Consider the following 21,698-nt stretch of genomic DNA (forward strand, 5'->3'; position numbering starts at 1 on the left):
ATAGGAGGTCATAATAATGAGAAAAATATATTTCATCCTGATATTTTTGATGGGCTTTCTCAGTCTGAATGCTCAGACAGACAGTACTCAAGTCGCGGTTTCTGCCCATATCTCAAAGGCAGAAGCCGATAGCGCCTATATCAATAATGATTTTGCCAATGCAGTGAACTTATATGAAAGCATTTTAAAGAATAAAGGAGAATCGGCAGATATCTATTATAATTTGGGAAACAGCTACTATAAAATGAATAATATAGCCAAAGCTATACTCAATTATGAAAGAGCTTTATTGCTGAATCCAGGTAATAATGATATTCGTTTTAACCTTGAATTGGCACGTAGCAAAACGGTTGATAAGGTAACTCTACCCAGTGAGATGTTCTTTGTTACGTGGACTCAATCACTTATTAATTCAATGAGTGAAAAAGGATGGGCTCAAACAGGTATTGTTACCTTTATTCTGACTATTCTTATGCTAGCCTTATTTATTTTTGGCAAGCGAGTGGTATGGAAGAAAATAGGTTTCATTTCTGCCATTTGTTTCTTTGTCATCTGCATATGCTCTAACATTTTTGCTTCTGAACAAAAAACAGAATTATTGAACCATGATAGTGCCATCATTATAGCTCCCAGCGTTACGGTAAAGAGTACTCCTAATCAAAGTGGAACAGATCTTTTCATCCTTCACGAAGGAAGAAAAGTGATGATTAAAGACAACACAATGAAAGAGTGGAAAGAAATCAGACTGGAAGACGGTAATGTAGGATGGGTACCGACTAATGTAATAGAAATAATCTAAAAACGACTAATGGATATACAGCAGTATATAGCCTTTGACAAGGAACTTTTGTTAAACCTGAATGGAAGTGACTCCCTTTTTTGGGATGGTTTCATGTGGGTAGCGACAAGTACGTATATATGGATTCCGACTGCTATTATACTGTTGTATATCATTATTAAAAATAATAAGATACAGGAAGCTTTATTGACTATTGTGATGATTGCCCTTGTCATTACTTTGGCCGACCAGATTGCTTCAGGCATTTGCAAACCTTATTTTCATCGTTTTCGCCCCACGCAAGACCCTGACATCATGTATATGGTAGACATAGTAAATGGATATAGGGGAGGACGTTTTGGATTTATTTCGAGCCACGCTGCCAACACTTTTGCCCTCACTGTATTCCTATCGTTATTATTTAAAAACAAGTTACTCACTTTTATGCTCATCTTTTGGGCCTCTCTTAACGCATATTCACGCATATATTTAGGTGTGCATTATCCCGGAGATATTCTATTCGGTATCCTCGAAGGATGTTTGATAGGATATTTGATGTATCGGTTATATAGATTCATTCACAAACGCATTTTCTATCAGCCTCGTTGTATTTCCAATCAATATACTGCTAGTGGCTATCTAATAAATGATATCAATTTATTATTTACAGTCCTGTTATTGACGTATTTTATGATTATCCTTCTCGGAATCATTACAATCCACACACTAAACTTATAAAATAGCATTTTTATATCATTCCACTTTCTTCAGTTCAAAAAAAGAAGGAAATACTTTGTTTTATATTATTTTTTGATTAAGTTTATAGCGTGAATTAAATATCACTTGTATAAACTAAAATTTAATACACTATGAACAGAACGATAACATTCAACGAACTGCGTAAAATCAAAGATTCATTACCCAGTGGAAGTATGCATAGAATAGCTGATGAACTTAATATGAGCGTAGAAACTGTGCGCAACTTTTTTGGAGGCCATAATTTCAAAACAGGGAAAAGTGTTGGTATCCACTTGGAGCCAGGTCCGGATGGCGGTTTGGTAATGCTGGACGATACGACAGTCTTAGATAAAGCAATAGATATTTTAAAGGAAATAGAAAAGGAGGAAATACAAGAAGCATAAGATAAGAAAGCCCAGTTGAATGACAACATTCAATTGGGCTTTCTTGTTTTAAAGGTGTATGCAAATAAATTACACAAAATTGGAAACTCTAAAAACAACAGTTATGGAAGATAAATTGGTAACTCTAGCAATCCTCACTTATGCTAAGGCACAGATTCTTAAAAATGTGCTTGAAACAGAGGGCATTGAAGCTTATATTCACAACGTGAACTTAATTCAGCCTGTCATATCTTCTGGTGTGAGAGTTAGAATTAAGGAAAGTGATTTACCTCATGCTTTACAAATCATAGAAAGTTCTACTTGGTTAGCCGAAGATGTAGTAAAGGAACAAGAGGAGAGTAGTAAAGAGAAAAAAGAACAAAGAAAAGTACTGATTCCTGTCGATTTCTCAGACTATTCACTGAAGGCCTGCCAATTTGGTTTCTCATTTGCCAAATCTATAAATGCAGAAGTTATTTTACTACATGCCTATTTCAGTCCTATCTATGTTCCCACAATCCCTTACGGAACAGAAAATTTCAACTTTCAAATAGAAAGAGAGGAGTCTATAAAGAGTATGATAGAGACAGTTCACAAAGAGCTGAATAAGTTATCGGATACGATCAAAAAGAAAGTTGAAAGCGGTGAATTTCCCTCCGTAAAATATACGTGTATTTTGCGTGACGGCATTCCAGAAGAAGAAATCTTACGCTATGCCAAAGAGCATAAACCACAGATTATCATTATGGGTACACGAGGTAGAAGTCAAAAAGACATCGACCTGATAGGAAGTGTAACGGCAGAAGTTATTGAAAGAAGCAGAACTTTTGTATATGCAATACCAGAGCACACTCCGCTAAAGACCTTCAACGATATCAAAAAGGTGGCGTTTGTGACCAACTTCGACCAAAGAGACTTAATCGCTTTCGACTCATTAATAACTGCCTTTAAATCGTTTCATTTTACCATTTCATTTATTCACTTAAGCACAGAAAATGATGCTTGGGACGAAATTAAACTTGCAGGAATCAAAGATTATTTTCAAAAACAATATCCTCAATTGGAATTGCATTATAATGTAATCAAGGAAGATAATATATTGAGTAATCTTGATAAATATGTAAAAGAAGAAAATATAGATGTCCTTTGTATTACAAACTACAAAAGAAATATCTTTGCCCGTTTATTCAATCCAAGTATTGCCCGGAAAATGATATTCCATGCTAATACACCTATATTGGTAATTAAATAAGGATAGCAAAGAATTGCTGTTTTCCATTTGGGTGAATAAATTCGGTCCACCTAAATGGGAAACATATAGAGTGGGAAATAAGGAAGGCAATAATGGATTTTCCTAATCATAATTAAACATAATGCTGATTATAATATATTCGTAATTGAAGCTAATGCCAACCTATGAGTGTTGGATTGTAAAAGCTCAATAAATAAAAAAGGCTATCTCAACTTTATTTTTGAGACAGCCTTTATTTATGCAAATTAAAAATTAGAGTCCTAATTCTTTTTCTAAAGAATCATATTCTGCTCTATTTAATTTCCAGTAGATATTCAGCAAATAATTTCCCCATAATGCATTATTGTCCGGTTTCAACTCTTTAGCCTTTTCGTAGAAAGGTTTAGCCTTTTCATACAAATCTTTAATTTGGTTTTCATTTTCATTGTATTTAGGATTATCAATAGCTAATTCTGAATTCTCTTCTACAATGATTTGTGCTGGGAAGAAATAACAATCACCAATCTTTGCATAAGCTTCAGCTACTAAATCACCACCGTTAGCAATGATTTTATTAAAAGTAGCAATGGCATCGTCATATTGTTTCTTTTCAAATTGCAAAATGCCTTTTACATATAAGAAATACGGAGTTTCATTAGTGGCAAGCAACTTATTAATTTGAGCTAAACCTTCATCAACCATTCCTTTTTGGATATAATAATCCATAATATTACCAACAAAATACTCCTGCTGAGGGAATTTTTCTGTTCCTTCTTTAATTACTTCCAGCCATTTTATTGAGTCGCCAGTTTCTTTATCACCATAAGTCTCAGCCAAACACATTAAAGCTCTATGACCTTCACTCTTATCTTCTTTACCTATTGTACCGTATTTAATAACCGCATCTTTATCTTTTAGCATATTAGCAGCCAAAGTAGCATAACAAGCATATAAAGCATTTAATGTATCTGCTTTGAGAGATTCGTCATCGGCAAATATAGGTTCGTTTACAACATCTACAAATAAGCCAAAATATTTCAAAGCATCAGCATAATCACCTTTATTATAGGCATCTCCACCACCATTAATTAAATTCAAACGTAATGTTTTAAGAGCATCAGCATTCTTCTTTCTATATTTAGGCTTTTTCATCTCACCACTTTTTACTTTAGCCTGCTCCATCTCATCGCATTTCAAATAATACTCATACATTTTTGCCAAACTATTATAAAGTCTGGTTGTATCAGCTTGACCACCCGGCAAATAAAGTTTCATGTTTTCGTCATCATACATAGCTTTCTGGAAGTCACCTGCTAATTTCCAAGTTTCTGGATCATTTGCAGTCTCAGGGTTAGTCAAAGCCGGTTCAATAACTTTTGCAGCTTCTTCAGGTTTGCTTTTTAAAGACTTAGCTTCTTTAACAGCACTAACCTGTGCAGATGCAAAACATGCACCCAATAATAAAGCCACTGTAAATAATACTTTTTTCATAATTTTGTGGATTTAATAATACAATCTTTTATATTCTCTTTTATTCTTCAGTATTCTCTTCGGCAGAGGATTCAATTTCTCTATCCCCTCCTTCTTTATCAGCATTAATCAACGTTTCTGTATCTGTCTGATTCTCATCCTCACCAGCCATTTCTTCTTCTGATTCTGAGGTTACCTTACATACAGAGCCTATTTGATCATTGCGCTTTTCAAGATTTATTAGACGGACTCCCTGAGTGGCACGACCCATAATACGGACATCAGCCACTTTCAAACGAATGGTAATACCGGATTTATTGATAATCATCAAATCGTTTTCATCCGTCACCGACTTAATGGCTACTAATTTGCCTGTTTTATCAGTGATATTCAAGGTTTTAACTCCCTTACCACCACGATTAGTCTTACGATAATCTTCAATGTCTGAACGTTTGCCGTACCCCTGTTCCGACACAACCATAATAGATTCTGTTTCAGGGTCTTTTATGCATATCATTCCGATTACTTCATCACTTCCGTCTTCATCCAAAGTCATACCGCGAACTCCGGTTGCAGTACGTCCCATTACACGGACTGCACTTTCATGGAAGCGGATGGCACGACCATTACGATTAGCAATAATAATTTCATTATTACCATTCGTCATACGCACTTCAATCACTTTATCATCTTCACGAATGGTAATTGCATTCACGCCATTTTGTCGAGGGCGTGAATATTGTTCAAGCAATGTTTTTTTAATAACACCATTCTTTGTACAGAACAAAACGTAGTGGCTATTAATAAATTCGGTATCACTTAAATTCTTCACACGGAGATATGCCGTTACCACATCGTCTGAATCAATATTCAGCAAATTCTGGATAGCACGCCCTTTAGCATTCTTTGTTCCTTCCGGTATTTCATATACTTTCAGCCAATAACACTTGCCTTTCTGAGTAAAGAACATCATCGTGTTATGCATCGTAGCCGGGTAAATATGCTCTACGAAGTCTTCATCGCGCGTTTCACTTCCCTTAGATCCTACTCCGCCCCTATTTTGAGCACGGAATTCGGATAGCGGTGTACGCTTAATGTATCCCATATGTGAAATAGTAATAACCATCTGGTCATCTGCGTAGAAATCTTCAGGATTAAACTCTTCTGACGAATAAACAATTTCCGAACGACGCGCATCACCGTATTTAGCTTTTACCTCGAGCAACTCGTCCTTAATTACTTTTTTACAAAGCTCATCATTAGAAAGTATTTCTTCATAATAGGCTATCTGCTTCATAACTTCTTCATATTCAGCATGAAGTTGGTCTTGCATCAGACCTGTAAGCTGGCGTAGGCGCATTTCAACAATAGCACGTGACTGAATTTCACTTAAGTTGAAACGTTCCATTAAATTAGCTATTGCATCATTTGGAGTTTTGGCAGCACGAATAATACGGATTACTTCATCGATATTATCCGATGCGATAATCAAGCCTTCCAAAATATGGGCACGTTCCTGAGCTTTACGTAAATCGTATTGAGTACGTCGAATTACAACGTCGTGACGGTGCTCTACAAAATATTTAATCAAATCTTTCAGATTGAGCATTTTAGGACGTCCATGTACCAATGCAATATTGTTCACGCCAAAAGAAGTCTGTAAAGCCGTCATTTTGAATAGCTTATTGAGTACCACACTGGCATTAGCATCACGTTTCACATCAATAACAATACGCATACCTTCACGGTCAGACTCATCATTTACATATGAAATACCATCAATTTTCTTTTCATTGACCAACGAGGCAATGTTTTCGATCAACTCTTTTTTGTTTACGTTATAAGGAATCTCGTTGACGATAATCTTATCGTGTGAAGTATGTGCCTCTATTTCGGCTTTTGCACGCATTACTACTCGCCCACGGCCTGTTTCATAAGCATCGCGCACACCGCTTATGCCATATATATAACCTCCTGTGGGGAAATCGGGAGCTTTTACATATTGCATTAAGCCCTCGATATCAATATCATTATTATCAATATAGGCGATACAAGCGTCTATCACTTCCGAGAGGTTGTGAGTTGGCATATTGGTTGCCATACCTACTGCAATACCTGACGCTCCGTTTACCAACAAATTCGGAACTCGAGTCGGCATAACGGTAGGCTCTTGCAATGTGTCATCAAAGTTGTTCTGAAAATCAACGGTTTCCTTATACAAGTCCTGCATCATTTCTTCACCCACTTTTTTCAATCTTGCCTCGGTATAACGCATAGCGGCTGCACTATCACCGTCTACCGAACCAAAGTTACCCTGACCATCAACCAACGGATACCTCATTGCCCAATCTTGAGCCATTCTAACCAAGGCACCATATACGGATGAATCACCGTGAGGGTGATACTTTCCTAAAACTTCACCTACAATTCTTGCTGATTTCTTATAAGCTTTATCCGAGGTGTTCCCCAGTTCCATCATTCCGTAAAGAATACGTCTGTGAACGGGTTTCAAACCATCTCGTACATCAGGGAGGGCGCGTGCCACGATTACTGACATAGAGTAATCAATGTACGACGACTTCATTTCCTCTTCGATGTTAATTTTTATAATTCTGTCTTGTTCTTGCATTTAAAACAAATATTAATTATACATTTTCAGGGTCTATCAAAAACCACGCTAAGGTACGGCTTTTATACGACATACGAAAACAAACCCGCAAAAAAGTTGGGCTAAATGACATATTTTGCCATGTACTTACATGGCTTTAGACAAAAAGACACAGCATATTACGTAATATCACATCTACCGAAGAATGAAGATACAATGTGGCACACATTTTGCAGGCGTAATATTAAATAAAAAGAAAAATAACGGTGCGCATCATTTTTATGCGTATCTTTGCATGAAGAATAAACACTATACTTTTTTTTAAGGAGGATAATAATTTTATGAACAATCAATTTACACAAAGAGTGTCCGACATCATTACGTATAGCAAAGAAGAAGCAAACAGACTTCGAAACAGCTATATCGGTCCCGAACACTTGCTGTTGGGAGTGATACGTGAAGGTGAAGGAAAGGCTATCGAGATTTTATTAAACTTGAATATTAATTTACAAGATATAAAGTATAAATTAGAAAATATCCTGAAAAGAGATTCAGAAACCGATGCCATTTATGATGCTAATATCAACTTTAACGAATCTGCATCCAAGGTGTTGAAACTTTGTATTTTAGAAGCAAAATTACTTAAGAATTCACTTGCAGATTCAGAACATATTCTATTGGCAATTATGAGAGTCAAGGACAACTCTGCTTTCCGTTTGTTGGAGAGCAGTGACGTAACATACGATAAAATAATCGAGCAGCTTACTCTTCAGCCAGATATTCATGCAGGACTTGGATTCAGCGAGGATGAAGACGAAGAAGAGGATGAAATTCAAAATCGTCCTTCAGCGGGAAGCAATCAGTCCGGTGCTGCCCAACAGACACGCTCTACCCAAAAGAAGCCCACTAATGATACGCCGGTACTCGATAATTTCGGTACTGACATAACACGTGCCGCCGAAGAAGGCAAACTAGATCCTGTAGTGGGTCGAATGAAGGAAATTGAACGATTAGCGCAAATACTAAGCCGGCGCAAGAAAAACAATCCTATCCTCATCGGCGAGCCCGGTGTAGGTAAATCTGCTATTGTGGAAGGACTTGCGCTTCGCATTGTGGAGAAAAAAGTTTCACGCATTCTGTTTGACAAACGCGTAATTGCACTTGATATGACGGCTGTTGTAGCGGGTACAAAGTATCGAGGACAATTTGAAGAACGAATTCGTTCTATTCTGAACGAGTTAAAGAAGAACCCCAATATCATCCTTTTCATCGATGAAATACATACTATCGTTGGTGCTGGTTCTGCTGCAGGTTCTATGGATGCCGCCAACATGCTGAAACCGGCATTAGCCAGAGGTGAAATTCAATGTATTGGTGCTACTACACTCGACGAATATCGTCAAAACATTGAAAAAGACGGGGCTTTGGAACGCCGTTTCCAAAAGGTTATAGTAGAACCTACTACACCTGAAGAAACAATCCAAATCTTGCAAAACATCAAAGAGAAATATGAGGATCATCACAATGTGAACTATACCGATGCCGCATTGGAAGCTTGTGTGAAATTGACAGAGCGTTATATCACTGATCGAAATTTCCCAGACAAGGCCATCGATGCTTTAGATGAAGCCGGCTCGCGCGTACATCTTATAAATATAACTGCTCCCAAGGAAATCGAAGAGCAGGAAAAATTGATTGATGAAACGAAATCCCTTAAAAACGAGGCTGTCAGATTGCAGAATTTCGAACTTGCCGCCAGCTATCGCGACAAGGAAAAAGAATACACTGCACAGTTGGATGCACTGAAAGAAGAATGGGAAAAGAGCCTAAAGGAGAACCGCGAAACCGTGGACGAAGAACAGATTGCTGATGTAGTTTCTATGATTTCGGGAGTTCCCGTACAGAAAATGGCACAGGCCGAAGGCATGAAATTATTAGGCATGAAAGATGAATTACTAACTAAAGTAATAGGTCAGGATAAAGCAATTGCCACATTGGTAAAAGCTATCCAGCGCAGTCGCGTAGGGTTAAAAGACCCCAATAAACCTATTGGTACATTTATGTTTTTAGGGCCTACAGGAGTCGGTAAAACTCATCTAGCCAAAGAATTGTCAAGATTGATGTTTGGTTCCACTGATGCTCTGATTCGTATTGATATGAGTGAATATATGGAGAAATTCACTGTTTCACGCCTCGTAGGAGCACCTCCGGGATACGTAGGCTACGAAGAAGGTGGTCAACTGACTGAAAAAGTGAGACGTAGACCTTATTCTATCGTTTTATTGGACGAGATAGAAAAGGCTCATCCTGACGTATTCAATATCTTGTTGCAAGTGATGGACGAAGGCCGGCTGACTGACAGTTATGGCAGAACCGTAGATTTCAAAAATACAGTGGTCATCATGACCTCCAATGTGGGAACCCGCCAACTAAAGGAATTCGGCAAAGGAATAGGCTTCACTGCACAGGTACGTGAGGATAATAAAGAATATGCTAAAGGGGTCATTACAAAGGCTTTAAACAAATCCTTTGCCCCTGAATTCATTAATCGTCTAGACGAAATAATTAACTTTGACCAACTGAATATGGAAGCATTGGTAAAGATTATCGATATTGAACTAAAAGGACTTTACCAACGTATGGAAAATATTGGTTATAAGATGGTTATAGACGATGATGCAAAGCGATTTATCGCATCGAAAGGTTATGATATACAATTTGGTGCACGTCCGTTGAAACGTGCCATTCAAAACTATTTGGAAGACGGATTGTCAGAAATAATTCTTAGTACGGAACTACAGTCCGGAGATACTATTAAAGTATCATACAATAAAGAAAAAGATGCTATCAATATGACTGTAGAAAAGTAAAGAACTAAAAGTTATTCAAAAATAACCGCCAAAATGTCAGATACCTGCGTATCTGGCATTTTTTTTGTCTTAAAGCTTACAATAACAAATAATAATAACTTAAAACATCAATAGTATGCAAAAAGGAAACATTGGGGTAACCACTGAAAATATTTTCCCCATCATTAAAAAGTTCTTATATAGTGATCATGAAATATTTCTTCGTGAACTGGTATCTAATGCAGTAGATGCTACCCAAAAGCTCAAGACTCTTGCCTCCAAAGGGGAATTTAAAGGAGAAATGGGCAACCTCACTATCAAAGTTAGTTTGAATGCAGACACCATTACCATCTCCGACCGTGGTATCGGACTAACTGCTGAAGAAATAGAAAAGTATATCAACCAAATCGCTTTCTCAGGCGCCAATGACTTCCTTGAAAAATACAAAGACGACGCCAATGCCATTATCGGTCACTTTGGACTTGGCTTCTACTCCGCATTTATGGTAGCAAAAAAAGTGGAAATCATCACTAAATCGTATCGTGAAGGTGCCCAAGCCGTGAAATGGACTTGCGACGGAAGCCCCGAATTTACTATAGAAGATGTAGAAAAAGCAGATCGAGGCTCAGACATTATCTTATACATAGACGATGATTGCAAAGAATTCTTAGAAGAAGTACGTATCTCCGCTTTACTTACCAAATATTGTCGTTTCCTCCCCATTCCTGTAGCTTTTGGAAAGAAAAAAGAATGGAAAGACGGTAAACAAGTAGAAACAGACGAAGATAATATCATCAACGAAACTTATCCTCTCTGGACTCGTAAACCGGTGGAGCTAAAAGATGAAGACTATAAAAAATTCTATCAGGAACTCTACCCGATGGCAGACGAACCATTGTTCTGGATTCATTTAAATGTAGACTATCCGTTTAATTTGACAGGTATTCTCTACTTCCCGAAAATCAAGAGCAATATTGAATTACAACGAAACAAAATCCAGTTATATTGTAATCAAGTATATGTAACAGATTCAGTAGAAGGCATTGTACCTGATTTTCTGACTCTTTTGCACGGTGTAATTGATTCGCCGGACATCCCATTAAACGTATCACGTTCTTATCTGCAAAGCGATTCGAACGTAAAGAAGATTTCTACCTATATTTCAAAGAAAGTTTCTGACCGTTTACAAGCTATCTTCAAAAATGACCGTAAAGAATTTGAAGAAAAATGGGATGATTTGAAGATTTTCATCAATTATGGCATGTTGACTCAAGAAGATTTCTATGAAAAAGCTAATAAGTTTGCTTTATTGAAAGATACAGACGGAAAATATTACACTTATGAAGAATATCAGACTTTAATCAAAGACAGCCAAACAGATAAAGACGGAAATCTGATTTATCTGTATTCCAACAATTTGGACGAGCAATACAGTTACATTGATGCTGCCAAAAACAAAGGTTACAATGTATTACTGATGGACGGCCAATTGGATGTAGCCATGGTAAGCATGCTCGAACAAAAATTTGAGAAAAGTCGCTTCACCCGTGTGGATAGTGATGTCATCGACCGCTTGATAGCCAAAGAAGAGCATAAAGAAGCTGATTTGGAATATGGCCAACGTGAAATTCTTTCCTCCGTCTTCCGTAGCCAATTGCCTCAGATAAAGAAAGTGGAATTCAATGTCGAAGCGCAATCACTGGGAGAAAACGGTGCACCGATAATGATTACACAAAGCGAATATATGCGCCGTATGAAAGAAATGGCTAATATCCAAGCTGGTATGAGCTTTTATGGAGAAATGCCAAATATGTATAACCTTGTTTTGAACGCCGATCACAAACTTGTAAAACAAGTATTGGCAGATGCCGATAGCTCATGCAAGGCAACACTTGAACCTATCGAAAACGAGATGGCAACTTTGAACAATCGTCGCAGTGAACTTCAAAAGGCTCAAGAAGGCAAAAAATCAGAAGACATCCCGCAAGCAGAGAAAGATGAATTGAGTGACATCGATAAGAAAATCTCGGATGAAACAACCAAGAAACAAGCCGTCTTAGGCGAATATGCCAGTGGGAATAAAATAATCCGCCAATTAATCGACCTTGCATTATTGCAAAACAATATGCTAAAAGGAGAAGCTCTGACCAACTTTGTAAAACGAAGTATCGAATTAATCTGATTTCATGAGCTTTTCTCATAACTAAAGAGAAGGTGCCAACAGCAAAACCAGACAATTGCTTTTGACACTTTCTCTTTTTTTATTTCCAAAACGAATATATACAAAGATTTATTTCTATATTTGGGGAAATATAGAAAATCCATGAAACGACACATATATATACTCTTGCTCTTAATACTAATTCCTTTTCAATTGGAAGCACAAAAAGTAGGACTTGTATTGAGCGGCGGCGGTGCCAAAGGACTGACTCACATTGGTATTATCCGTGCACTAGAAGAAAACGGAATACCCATAGACTATATTACCGGTACTTCTATGGGTGCCATTGTCGGTTCACTTTACGCTATGGGATATTCTCCCGATGAAATGGAGCAATTACTCAAATCAGATGACTTTAGACGCTGGTATTCGGGAGATGTCGAAGAAAAATATATCTACTATTTTAAGAAGAATCCGCCGACTCCGGAGTTTATCAACATTCGTATTTCATTAAAGGACTCCCTTAAAAGCGTAAAGCCCCATTTTTTGCCCAACAGTATTGTAGATCCTATTCAAATGAATATCGTATTTCTGCAACTTTTTGCCCAATCCACCGCAGCATGCAAAGAAAACTTTGATAGTTTGTTTGTACCTTTTCGTTGCATTGCATCAGACGTTTACAATAAACGCGCCATGGTATTGAAGGACGGTGATTTGGGAGATGCCGTCCGTGCTTCCATGAGTTTTCCAGCCATGTTCAAACCGATTGAGATAGATTCTATACTCGCTTATGACGGAGGAATATACAATAATTTTCCGGTAAATGTGATGAAAGAAGACTTCCATCCTGATATTATTATAGGAAGTGCCGTTTCCACCAACCCCGGAAAACCCAAAGAAGATGACATCATGGGACAATTGGAAAATATGATTATGCAAAAGACAGACTATACGTTACCCGATTCTTTGGGAATTCTATTGACTTTCAAATACGATGATGTCAATCTGATGGATTTCAACCGTTTCGACGAGTTGCATGACATCGGCTACAAACGCACATTGGAAATGATGGACTCCATAAAAAGCCGAATTCATCGAAGAGTGAACCCTGCCCAAATAGAACTCCAGCGCTTGACATATAAAAGCAATTTACCCGAGCTTCGATTCAAAACGGTTAATATCACAGGCGCCAATGAACGACAAAAACAATATATCCGTAAAGAATTCCACGAAAATAATTACGAAACATTCACAATAGAAGATGTAAAACAAGGATACTTCCGCCTATTGTCAGATAATATAATCTCTGAAATTATCCCTCATGCCGTTTATAATAGAGAAGACGGCACTTACGATTTGAACCTGCAGGTCAAAATGGAAGCCAATCTCTCTGCCCGAGTTGGGGGTAATGTCTCCTCTAGTGGAGCCAACCAAGTTTATTTTGGTGCATCATACCAAAACCTGAACTATTACTCGAAAGAATTCACATTCGACGGACAACTTGGTAGGATTTACAATAACCTTCAACTGGCAGCACGTATTGATTTTCCAACCCGAATACCTACTTCATATCGTTTCATAGCCTCTATCTCCACTTTGGACTACTATAAAGAAGAAAAGTTATTCTCCAACAACGACAATCCGGCTTTTAACAAAAAGAAAGAGGAATTTGTGAAGATAAATGCGGCACTTCCCTTTCTCAGCCGAAAGAAAGCTGAATTCGGCATAGGAATCGCACGTATTCAAGATCGCTATTTCCAGACTAACATCATTGATTTCAGCCAAGCGAAGCATGACCGCAGCACTTACGACATCTTTGGAGGCTCCATCGTTTTGGAAGGAAGTACTCTGAACGCACGTCAATTTGCCACCCAGGGGAGCAGAGAAAAAATGGCAGCACAAATATTCACAGGCAGGGAAAAGTTTAAAGCAGGCAATCCGCAAGCCCCTGTAGAAGATCAATACAAGAAGATACAATCATGGTTGCAGGTATCTTACGAAAATGAAACTTATCACAAAATAAGCCCTAAGTTTACACTGGGTGCTTATCTGGAAGCCTACTACTCTTCACGGAACTTTTCAAACAACTATACCGCCACCTTGATGGAAGCGGGTGAATTTACACCCACTGCCCATAGCAAAGTGACCTATAATGAAGCGTTCCGCGCCAATCAGTATGCCGGAATCGGAGCCATTCCCATCTATCAATTGGGAAATTCTATCCAATTACGGGGCGAATTCTATGGCTTCATCCCCATCTTTCCCATTAAAAAAGACGAATATGGAAAAGCATATTATGGTAAAGCCTTCACAAAGTTCGAATATTTAGGAGAAGTTTCTTTGGTATTCCAATTATCTTTCGGTTCTATCAGTGCGTATGTAAATCATTATAGCTCACCGAGTAACGACTGGAATGTAGGGCTCACGCTAGGATGGCAACTATTTAACTCCCGTTTCATCGAATAATTTTTTGAAAAAAGAGTTGCTAAAATACTTGCAGATTCAAAAAAAGTCCGTATCTTTGCACCCGTCAAAACGAAAGAACAATGGCCGCGTAGCTCAACTGAATAGAGTAGCTGACTACGGATCAGCCGGTTACAGGTTTGAATCCTGTCGCGGTCACAAAAAAAATAAATGTTATTAGAAGTTTTGACAATGGCCGCGTAGCTCAACTGAATAGAGTAGCTGACTACGGATCAGCCGGTTACAGGTTTGAATCCTGTCGCGGTCACAAAAAAAATAAATGTTATTAGAAGTTTTGACAATGGCCGCGTAGCTCAACTGAATAGAGTAGCTGACTACGGATCAGCCGGTTACAGGTTTGAATCCTGTCGCGATCACAAAGAAAGACTATCTGCGAAGATGGTCTTTTTTTGTAGTATGCTCGGACAAGGGGTCAATCCGAAAACCGGGTCAATCTGAAAACCCTGTGGGTCTGTTAAATCTACGCTGCTAATTTGCATAATCTAAAAATGAAGAATGGAATATCCCTCACTCCTCTGAACTGTGCTCTGAATGCTTTGATTTTAGCATTGAAGGATTCTGCAAATGCATTTGTTTCCCTGTTTACAAAGTAATTTAGTATTGTTTCATAATAGTTCTGCATGGTATTGGTTACAGTTCTGAAGCATCCGTACCCGAGTTTCTCAATTTTATTGTACCATAAGGCAAGCTTTCCACGTGCTACATCCTTATCACCCACAGGGTTTTCAGATTAACCTGATACAAAGCCAAAACTGACCCGAGGTTTTCCTAAAACAATGGAGACATTTTTTGGAAACAATGGAAACAACTTTCCCAAACAATGGGCATTGTTTAGGGTTAACAATACCTCAATTTTCAAGTTGAGCTTTCTCCATCTCCCAACAAACTTACTAAGGACTGCCTCAAAGCAGAAAAATAAAACAGCTTTATTATAATGGGAGGCCATCATATAAAAATCTCCCTCTTTCAGCCTTATTCATCACAGTACAAGGCAAAACAGGGAGATTTTTCTTCTAGGGTTTAAACTATAAGATTTTCAACGTTCAGTTTTTATTTTAAGATAGAGCCTCCTCTATGACACTTTATCTTTTCAGCATTTAATCTTCAATTCATCCAATATGGCACGCATCTTCTCGAAAGTAGTGATTCGGGTAGGGACCAAAGGCAGGCGCAACTTATTCTCAATCAACCCCATCACGTTCAACATAGCTTTCACTCCGGCCGGATTTCCATCGACAAACAACAAGCTAAACAGTTCTGTAAATTTATGATGAATAGTCAAAGCATTCGCAAAATCTCCCTGAAGAGCCAATCGTGTCATGCGACTAAACTCACGTGGAAAGGCATTGCCAATCACTGAAATAACCCCCACTGCGCCTAGTGTAATTAAAGGAAAAGTTATTCCGTCATCGCCCGAAATCACATCAAAATTAGCCGGCTTATTCTTGATAATATCATCCATTTGGGTAATATTTCCAGAAGCTTCCTTGATGGCAATGATATTTTTAAAATCGCGTGCCAAACGCAAAGTTGTTTCAGCTGTCATATTTACACCCGTACGTCCGGGAACATTATAAAGTACTACCGGAAGATTGGTAGCTTCGGCAATCGCTTTATAGTGCTGATAAATGCCTTCCTGAGAGGGTTTATTATAATATGGTACAGCTACGAGAACAGCATCTACACCGGTAAAATCATCATTTTTCAGCGATTCGACTACAGTGCGGGTGCAGTTACTACTGATTCCTAACAATATGGGAATCCGTCCGTTCACTCTTTCTACCACCAAACGTTTTATCTTATCTTTTTCTTCCTTGGTCAGGGTCGGGGTCTCAGCGGTAGTTCCCAACACACACAAAAAGTCTGTTCCGTTCTGTAGTTGGTAATCTACCAAACGGAGTAACGCTTCATAATCAACGCTATCATCTTCTTTGAAAGGAGTGATCAGTGCCACCCCCATTCCTTTTAATCTTGCTTGTATCATAAATAAATAATAAACTCTTATTCAATAGCCCACAAAAGTACGAATATTTTCTATTTTAGCGATAAAAATCACATGATTTTTAAATTATACATACTAAAAAGTCACTTAATCATCTCCAGAAACTCGTCTTCGCTTATAATGGCAATACCCAACTTCTGCGCCTTTTCCAATTTGCTGGGCCCCATATTGTCTCCGGCCAAAATAAAGCTGGTTTTCGAAGAAATGCTTCCCACATTCTTTCCACCATGTTTTTCGATAAGTTCTTTATACTCGTCACGCGAGTGATGGGTAAACACCCCGCTGATAACAATCGATTTTCCCGCCAACTTGTCAGTATAGCTGGAAGTATCTTGTTCATCAGCTTTCAATTTCACTCCTGCATCCCGAAGACGCTCGACAATATCCCGATTTTTAGCATCCGCAAAATGCAAAATGATACTTTGGGCTATCTTTTCACCGATTTCATCGACATGAATCAAATCATCGAGACTGGCACTTATCAAAGCATCGATGGATTTAAATGCTTTGGCCAAAGTTTTTGCTGTAGTTTCGCCCACAAAACGGATACCCAATGCAAAAAGAACTCTCTCAAACGGCACATTCTTTGATTGCTCGATGCCTGAAATAATATTCTCGGCCGACTTTTCCCCCATACGTTCCAAATTAATAATGTCGGATGCTTTCAGTGTGTACAAATCGGCTATATCATGAATAAGTCCTTCTTGATAAAACTGGTCTACAGTTTCAGGGCCGAGACCTTCGATGTTCATCGCCCGACGGCTGATAAAATGTTCTATCTTCCCTTTGATTTGGGGAGGACAAGCTGTATCATTAGTACAATAATAAGCAGCTTCGCCTTCATAACGCACCAATTTGCTTCCACATTCGGGACAGTGAGTTATAAATTTCACTTTGTCGCCAATCATTATGCGGGCATCCTTGTCCACACCGACAATCTTCGGAATGATTTCGCCGCCCTTTTCCACATATACCATATCGCCAATGTAAAGGTCGAGCCCTTCAATAATATCTGCATTATGGAGAGAAGCACGTTTTACCACAGTTCCCGCCAATTGCACAGGATCAAGATTGGCAACCGGAGTAACGGCTCCCGTACGCCCTACCTGATAAGTCACTTTGTTCAATCGGGTACGTGCCCGTTCTGCCTGGAACTTATAGGCAATAGCCCAACGGGGAGACTTGGCTGTATAACCAAGATTGCGCTGCTGACGCAAGGAGTTGACCTTCAAAACAATACCATCTGTAGCAACCGGCAGATTCTTACGCTCGGTGTCCCAATATCTGATAAATTCAAATACTTCTTCCAGTGTTTTACACTTGCGCGTCACATCAGATATTTTAAAACCCCACCTTTCTGCTTCTTTCAGATTTTCGTAATGGCCGTCACAAGGCAAGCTCTCACCCAATAAATAATATAGGTAAGCATCCAACTTGCGAGAAGCCACGATAGCGGAGTTTTGCAATTTCAACGTTCCTGAAGCCGCATTACGCGGATTAGCAAAAAGAGGCTCCTCACGAGCTTCCCGTTCACGATTCAGTTCTTCAAACACTTCCCATGGCATCAGTATTTCTCCACGAATCTCAAATTCATGCGGGTAACCTTCACCATGCAAAACAAGCGGAATGCTGCGAATCGTTTTCACATTATCCGTCACATCGTCTCCTTGCACACCGTCACCACGAGTGACGGCACGAGTCAATTTCCCATCCTCATAAGTGAGGGAAATGGAGGTCCCGTCATATTTCATCTCACAGCAAATCTCAAACTCTTCATTCAGGGATTTCTTCACACGGTCATAAAAATCCGAAACTTCCGCTTCCGAATAAGTATTGGCAAGCGAAAGCATAGGATATTTGTGCACCACCTGAGTGAAATTCTTATTAATATCACTCCCCACACGCATGGTAGGCGAATTCTCATCCCGATATTCGGGATGTTTTGCTTCCAAGTCTTGCAACTCACGCATCAAAAGGTCGAATTCCCGGTCGCTGATTTCGGGAGCATTCAACACATAATAATTATAGTTATGGCGATGAAGTTCCTCGCGCAATTGATCTATTCTTTCTATTTCAGTCATACCATAAAAGATAGTTTCCTGCAAAAATAGCTATTTTTTGAATGAAAAACACCGTTAGGCAGAGAGGATTTTCGTACTTTTGCAAAAAATAAATAGAAAATGAGAATAGATATCATAACTGTATTGCCCGAGATGCTGGAAGGCTTCTTCAACTGCTCCATTATGAGCCGGGCACAAAAGAAAGGAATCGCAGAAATTCATATACACAACTTGCGTGACTATGCTTTTGACCGTTACCGTAAAGTAGATGATTATCCTTTTGGGGGATTCGCCGGCATGGTGATGAAGATTGAGCCGATAGACCGATGCATTTCTGCCCTGAAAGCGGAACGCGAATATGATGAGGTAATTTTTACAAGTCCCGATGGAGAACAGTTCAATCAACCGATGGCAAACTCTCTCTCACTTGCCAAAAACTTAATCATCTTATGTGGGCATTTTAAGGGGATAGACTACCGGATTCGTGAACATTTCATTACGAAAGAAATCAGTATAGGTGACTATGTTTTGACAGGAGGTGAACTTGCTGCGGCCGTTATTGCCGATGCAGTGGTTCGTATCATCCCCGGAGTAATTTCTGACGAGCAATCTGCTTTGTCTGATTCTTTCCAAGATAATTTATTGGCTGCTCCTGTCTATACACGTCCGGCCGAGTACAATGGATGGGCTGTTCCCGATGTACTCTTATCGGGACACGAAGCAAAAATAAAAGAGTGGGAACTTCAGCAGTCTTTAGAACGAACCCAGCGCCTAAGACCGGATTTGCTAAAATAAAAAATAGATATAAAAATAAAGAGGTGCAGACGGTAATAACTGACGTCTGCACCTCCTCTTTTTTAGGTATATATCTACTTAAAGTTCTACTTCAGCCTTTCAAGCATATTAAAGAATAGATGGAGTCTTTCCACCTCAGAATAAGGTTTTTTCTGCATATTCCGACCTTCTCTTTTGCAAAAACGAACCATTTCATCGAAAAAAATCTTTGAAGTTATCATTTGATACCCTTGTACAAAGTTGCAGATGCAACTTATTCAAGAGCCAAACCACCTCAGGCAACAAGAACAAAAAGCCCCGCAAGGATAAAGAGTAAGACCTCAAAACATCCTTGCGGGGCCAAGTTACACCAAGGTAAAACTATTATACTTCTAATGCACCAATAATATCTTTTACAGATGTATATCCATGACGCTCCAAATAGTCATTTATGCCTTCTGATACTTTGACAGTAACAGCAGGGTCTATAAAGTTTGCCGTACCAATCTGTATAGCAGTAGCACCTGCAAGCATAAACTCTACCGCATCTTTCCAATCCATGATACCCCCCAAACCTATGACAGGAATATTTACCGCTTTAGCTACTTGCCAAACCATACGCAGAGCAATCGGTTTTACTGCTGCGCCACTCATACCGCCGGTAATGGTCGAAAGAACAGGACGGCGTTTCTCTGCATCAATTGCCATACCCAGCAATGTGTTTATCAAAGAAACACTATCGGCGCCCGATGCTTCGGCAGCCCGTGCTATCTCGGTGATATCCGTTACATTAGGCGATAACTTTACAATCAAAGTCTTCTTATACACCTCACGAACTGCTTTTACCACCTCCGAACAACCTTTGGCAGAAACACCGAAAGCCATGCCTCCCTGCTTTACATTCGGACAGGAAATATTCAATTCAATCGCCGGAATCTTATCAAGTTCATTGATAATTTCTGCGGTCTTGGCATAGTCTTCTACAGCCGAGCCTGAGACGTTTACAATCATATTGGTATTGATATCCTTTATCTGAGGATATATATGCTCTACGAAGTAGTGTACACCCTTATTTTGCAATCCTACGGCATTCAGCATCCCCATGGGAGTCTCCGCCATGCGCGGATAAGGATTTCCCTCACGATGATGGAGAGTAGTCCCCTTTACAATGATACCGCCAATTTTTTCCAAATCGACAAAGTCCTCAAACTCTTTTCCATAACCAAATGTACCCGATGCTGTCATAACAGGGTTAGACATCATCAAACTGCCGATATTTACGCTTAAATCTGCCATAATAGTTTCTTTATATTAAATACAGGACCATCTTTACAAACACACAGGTGACCTTCGTCCGTGTTTTCTACACAACATAAGCATGCGCCCACACCACACGCCATCATATTCTCCAATGACACCTCACATTCGATATCATTGGCTTTGGCATATCTGGCAACCGATACCATCATGGGCTTCGGACCACAAGTATATATCATGTTAAAACCATTGTTGTTCAGCAGACTATGCCCGGTCACATAACCCTGTTCGCCCATGCTGCCATCTTCGGTAGTGGTATAAACCTCACCCAGCTTTTCAAATTCGTCCAATTGCAACAAATCCTTAGAGGAGCGTGCACCCAACAGGAAAGTTGGCTTACAGCCGGCCTTTATAAGTTCTGCGCCCAGCATGAGCATAGGAGCGGTACCCACACCGCCGCCCACCAGCAAGGGCTTGAATGCTGTAACATCCCCGGGTATGGTAAATCCGTTTCCTAAAGGCATTACTACATTAACGATGTCACCCTGCTTTACAGTTGCCAATTTACGCGTACCGTCACCAACCAACTGTACCAGGAACCATACTTCGTTTGTTTTCTTATCCACATAGTTAATAGAAATCGGACGGCGCAGGAAAGTAGTATTAGAACCGTCAATTCGTATCTCAGCAAACTGACCCGGCAGCATTTCGGGCAACGGGTTAGCTTGAGTCATTTTAATCAGAACACAATTGGCATGCAATTTAATGTTCTGTGTAACCACAAGGTCTAAAATATATTTTTTCATGAAATAAAATTGGGTAAATTCGTTTTTCAATGCAAAGATACACGAATTTACCCAATTACTTATCTGTGGGAGGGCATTTTAGCAAAATACCTATATT

Annotated in this window: 14 protein-coding genes, 3 tRNA genes and 1 pseudogene; 11 read left to right on the forward strand and 7 right to left on the reverse strand. The window is 39.1% G+C overall.

Annotated features, from left to right (window positions below):
* Window positions 1-16 precede the first annotated feature (16 nt).
* From QYT14_RS07185 to QYT14_RS07200, 4 genes are all read left to right on the forward strand, one after another.
* Window positions 17-799 carry a tetratricopeptide repeat protein gene (locus QYT14_RS07185; RefSeq protein WP_288324797.1) on the forward strand — a complete coding sequence of 261 codons (783 nt, stop codon included), beginning with the start codon at window positions 17-19 and terminating at the stop codon, window positions 797-799.
* Window positions 800-808: 9 nt separating this feature from the next.
* A complete protein-coding gene (locus QYT14_RS07190; RefSeq protein WP_237039379.1) occupies window positions 809-1,516 on the forward strand; it encodes a phosphatase PAP2 family protein in 708 nt (235 codons plus the stop codon).
* Window positions 1,517-1,647: 131 nt separating this feature from the next.
* Window positions 1,648-1,920 carry a DNA-binding protein gene (locus QYT14_RS07195; protein ID WP_237039378.1) on the forward strand — a complete coding sequence of 91 codons (273 nt, stop codon included), beginning with the start codon at window positions 1,648-1,650 and terminating at the stop codon, window positions 1,918-1,920.
* A gap of 103 nt (window positions 1,921-2,023) precedes the next feature.
* On the forward strand, window positions 2,024-3,151 hold the full coding sequence (locus QYT14_RS07200; RefSeq protein ID WP_237039377.1) for a universal stress protein: 1,128 nt from the start codon (window positions 2,024-2,026) through the stop codon (window positions 3,149-3,151).
* A 252-nt stretch (window positions 3,152-3,403) separates the two neighbouring features.
* Here QYT14_RS07200 and QYT14_RS07205 read toward each other — a convergent pair whose 3' ends face one another.
* Together QYT14_RS07205 and gyrA are read right to left on the reverse strand one after the other, a co-directional pair.
* Window positions 3,404-4,621 carry a hypothetical protein gene (locus QYT14_RS07205; protein ID WP_288324796.1) on the reverse strand — a complete coding sequence of 406 codons (1,218 nt, stop codon included), beginning with the start codon at window positions 4,619-4,621 and terminating at the stop codon, window positions 3,404-3,406.
* 40 nt (window positions 4,622-4,661) lie between these two features.
* On the reverse strand, window positions 4,662-7,229 hold the full coding sequence (gene gyrA, locus QYT14_RS07210; RefSeq protein ID WP_237039375.1) for a DNA gyrase subunit A: 2,568 nt from the start codon (window positions 7,227-7,229) through the stop codon (window positions 4,662-4,664).
* A 320-nt stretch (window positions 7,230-7,549) separates the two neighbouring features.
* Here gyrA and QYT14_RS07215 point away from each other — a divergent pair, with 320 nt between their 5' ends.
* From QYT14_RS07215 to QYT14_RS07240, 6 genes are all read left to right on the forward strand, one after another.
* Window positions 7,550-10,078, forward strand: coding sequence for an ATP-dependent Clp protease ATP-binding subunit (locus QYT14_RS07215; protein ID WP_237039374.1), 2,529 nt, complete (start codon window positions 7,550-7,552; stop codon window positions 10,076-10,078).
* Window positions 10,079-10,193: 115 nt separating this feature from the next.
* The gene (gene htpG, locus QYT14_RS07220; RefSeq protein WP_288324795.1) at window positions 10,194-12,239 is read left to right on the forward strand and encodes a molecular chaperone HtpG; all 2,046 of its coding nucleotides are present in this window, start codon (window positions 10,194-10,196) and stop codon (window positions 12,237-12,239) included.
* A 141-nt stretch (window positions 12,240-12,380) separates the two neighbouring features.
* The gene (locus QYT14_RS07225) at window positions 12,381-14,684 is read left to right on the forward strand and encodes a patatin-like phospholipase family protein (RefSeq protein WP_288324794.1); all 2,304 of its coding nucleotides are present in this window, start codon (window positions 12,381-12,383) and stop codon (window positions 14,682-14,684) included.
* Window positions 14,685-14,766: 82 nt separating this feature from the next.
* Window positions 14,767-14,840 (forward strand) — tRNA-Arg (locus tag QYT14_RS07230).
* A 35-nt stretch (window positions 14,841-14,875) separates the two neighbouring features.
* Window positions 14,876-14,949, forward strand: a tRNA-Arg gene (locus QYT14_RS07235).
* Between the two features lie 35 nt (window positions 14,950-14,984).
* Window positions 14,985-15,058: transfer RNA gene (locus QYT14_RS07240), tRNA-Arg, on the forward strand.
* A gap of 104 nt (window positions 15,059-15,162) precedes the next feature.
* Here the strand turns inward: QYT14_RS07240 and QYT14_RS07245 are convergent.
* From QYT14_RS07245 to ligA, 3 genes and pseudogenes are all read right to left on the reverse strand, one after another.
* A pseudogene (locus QYT14_RS07245) lies at window positions 15,163-15,414 on the reverse strand (transposase); the annotation flags it as partial.
* Window positions 15,415-15,792: 378 nt separating this feature from the next.
* Window positions 15,793-16,686: a 4-hydroxy-tetrahydrodipicolinate synthase gene (gene dapA, locus QYT14_RS07250; protein ID WP_237039371.1), complete on the reverse strand. Its 894-nt coding sequence runs from the start codon at window positions 16,684-16,686 to the stop codon at window positions 15,793-15,795.
* Window positions 16,687-16,787: 101 nt separating this feature from the next.
* Window positions 16,788-18,785, reverse strand: coding sequence for an NAD-dependent DNA ligase LigA (gene ligA / locus QYT14_RS07255; RefSeq protein WP_288324791.1), 1,998 nt, complete (start codon window positions 18,783-18,785; stop codon window positions 16,788-16,790).
* A gap of 99 nt (window positions 18,786-18,884) precedes the next feature.
* Between ligA and trmD the strand changes: the two genes are divergently transcribed.
* A complete protein-coding gene (gene trmD, locus QYT14_RS07260) occupies window positions 18,885-19,559 on the forward strand; it encodes a tRNA (guanosine(37)-N1)-methyltransferase TrmD (RefSeq protein WP_237039369.1) in 675 nt (224 codons plus the stop codon).
* Between the two features lie 363 nt (window positions 19,560-19,922).
* Here the strand turns inward: trmD and QYT14_RS07265 are convergent, their stop codons facing one another.
* Both QYT14_RS07265 and QYT14_RS07270 read right to left on the reverse strand, forming a co-directional pair.
* A complete protein-coding gene (locus tag QYT14_RS07265) occupies window positions 19,923-20,834 on the reverse strand; it encodes a dihydroorotate dehydrogenase (RefSeq protein WP_237039368.1) in 912 nt (303 codons plus the stop codon).
* Window positions 20,822-21,601: a dihydroorotate dehydrogenase electron transfer subunit gene (locus QYT14_RS07270; protein ID WP_288324788.1), complete on the reverse strand. Its 780-nt coding sequence runs from the start codon at window positions 21,599-21,601 to the stop codon at window positions 20,822-20,824. Before QYT14_RS07270 ends, QYT14_RS07265 begins: the two co-directional genes overlap by 13 nt.
* Between the last annotated feature and the right edge of the window lie 97 nt (window positions 21,602-21,698).

It is taken from the genome of uncultured Phocaeicola sp., from assembly GCF_948499155.1.
In the GTDB taxonomy this organism is placed as follows: Bacteria; Bacteroidota; Bacteroidia; order Bacteroidales; family Bacteroidaceae; genus Phocaeicola; species Phocaeicola faecalis.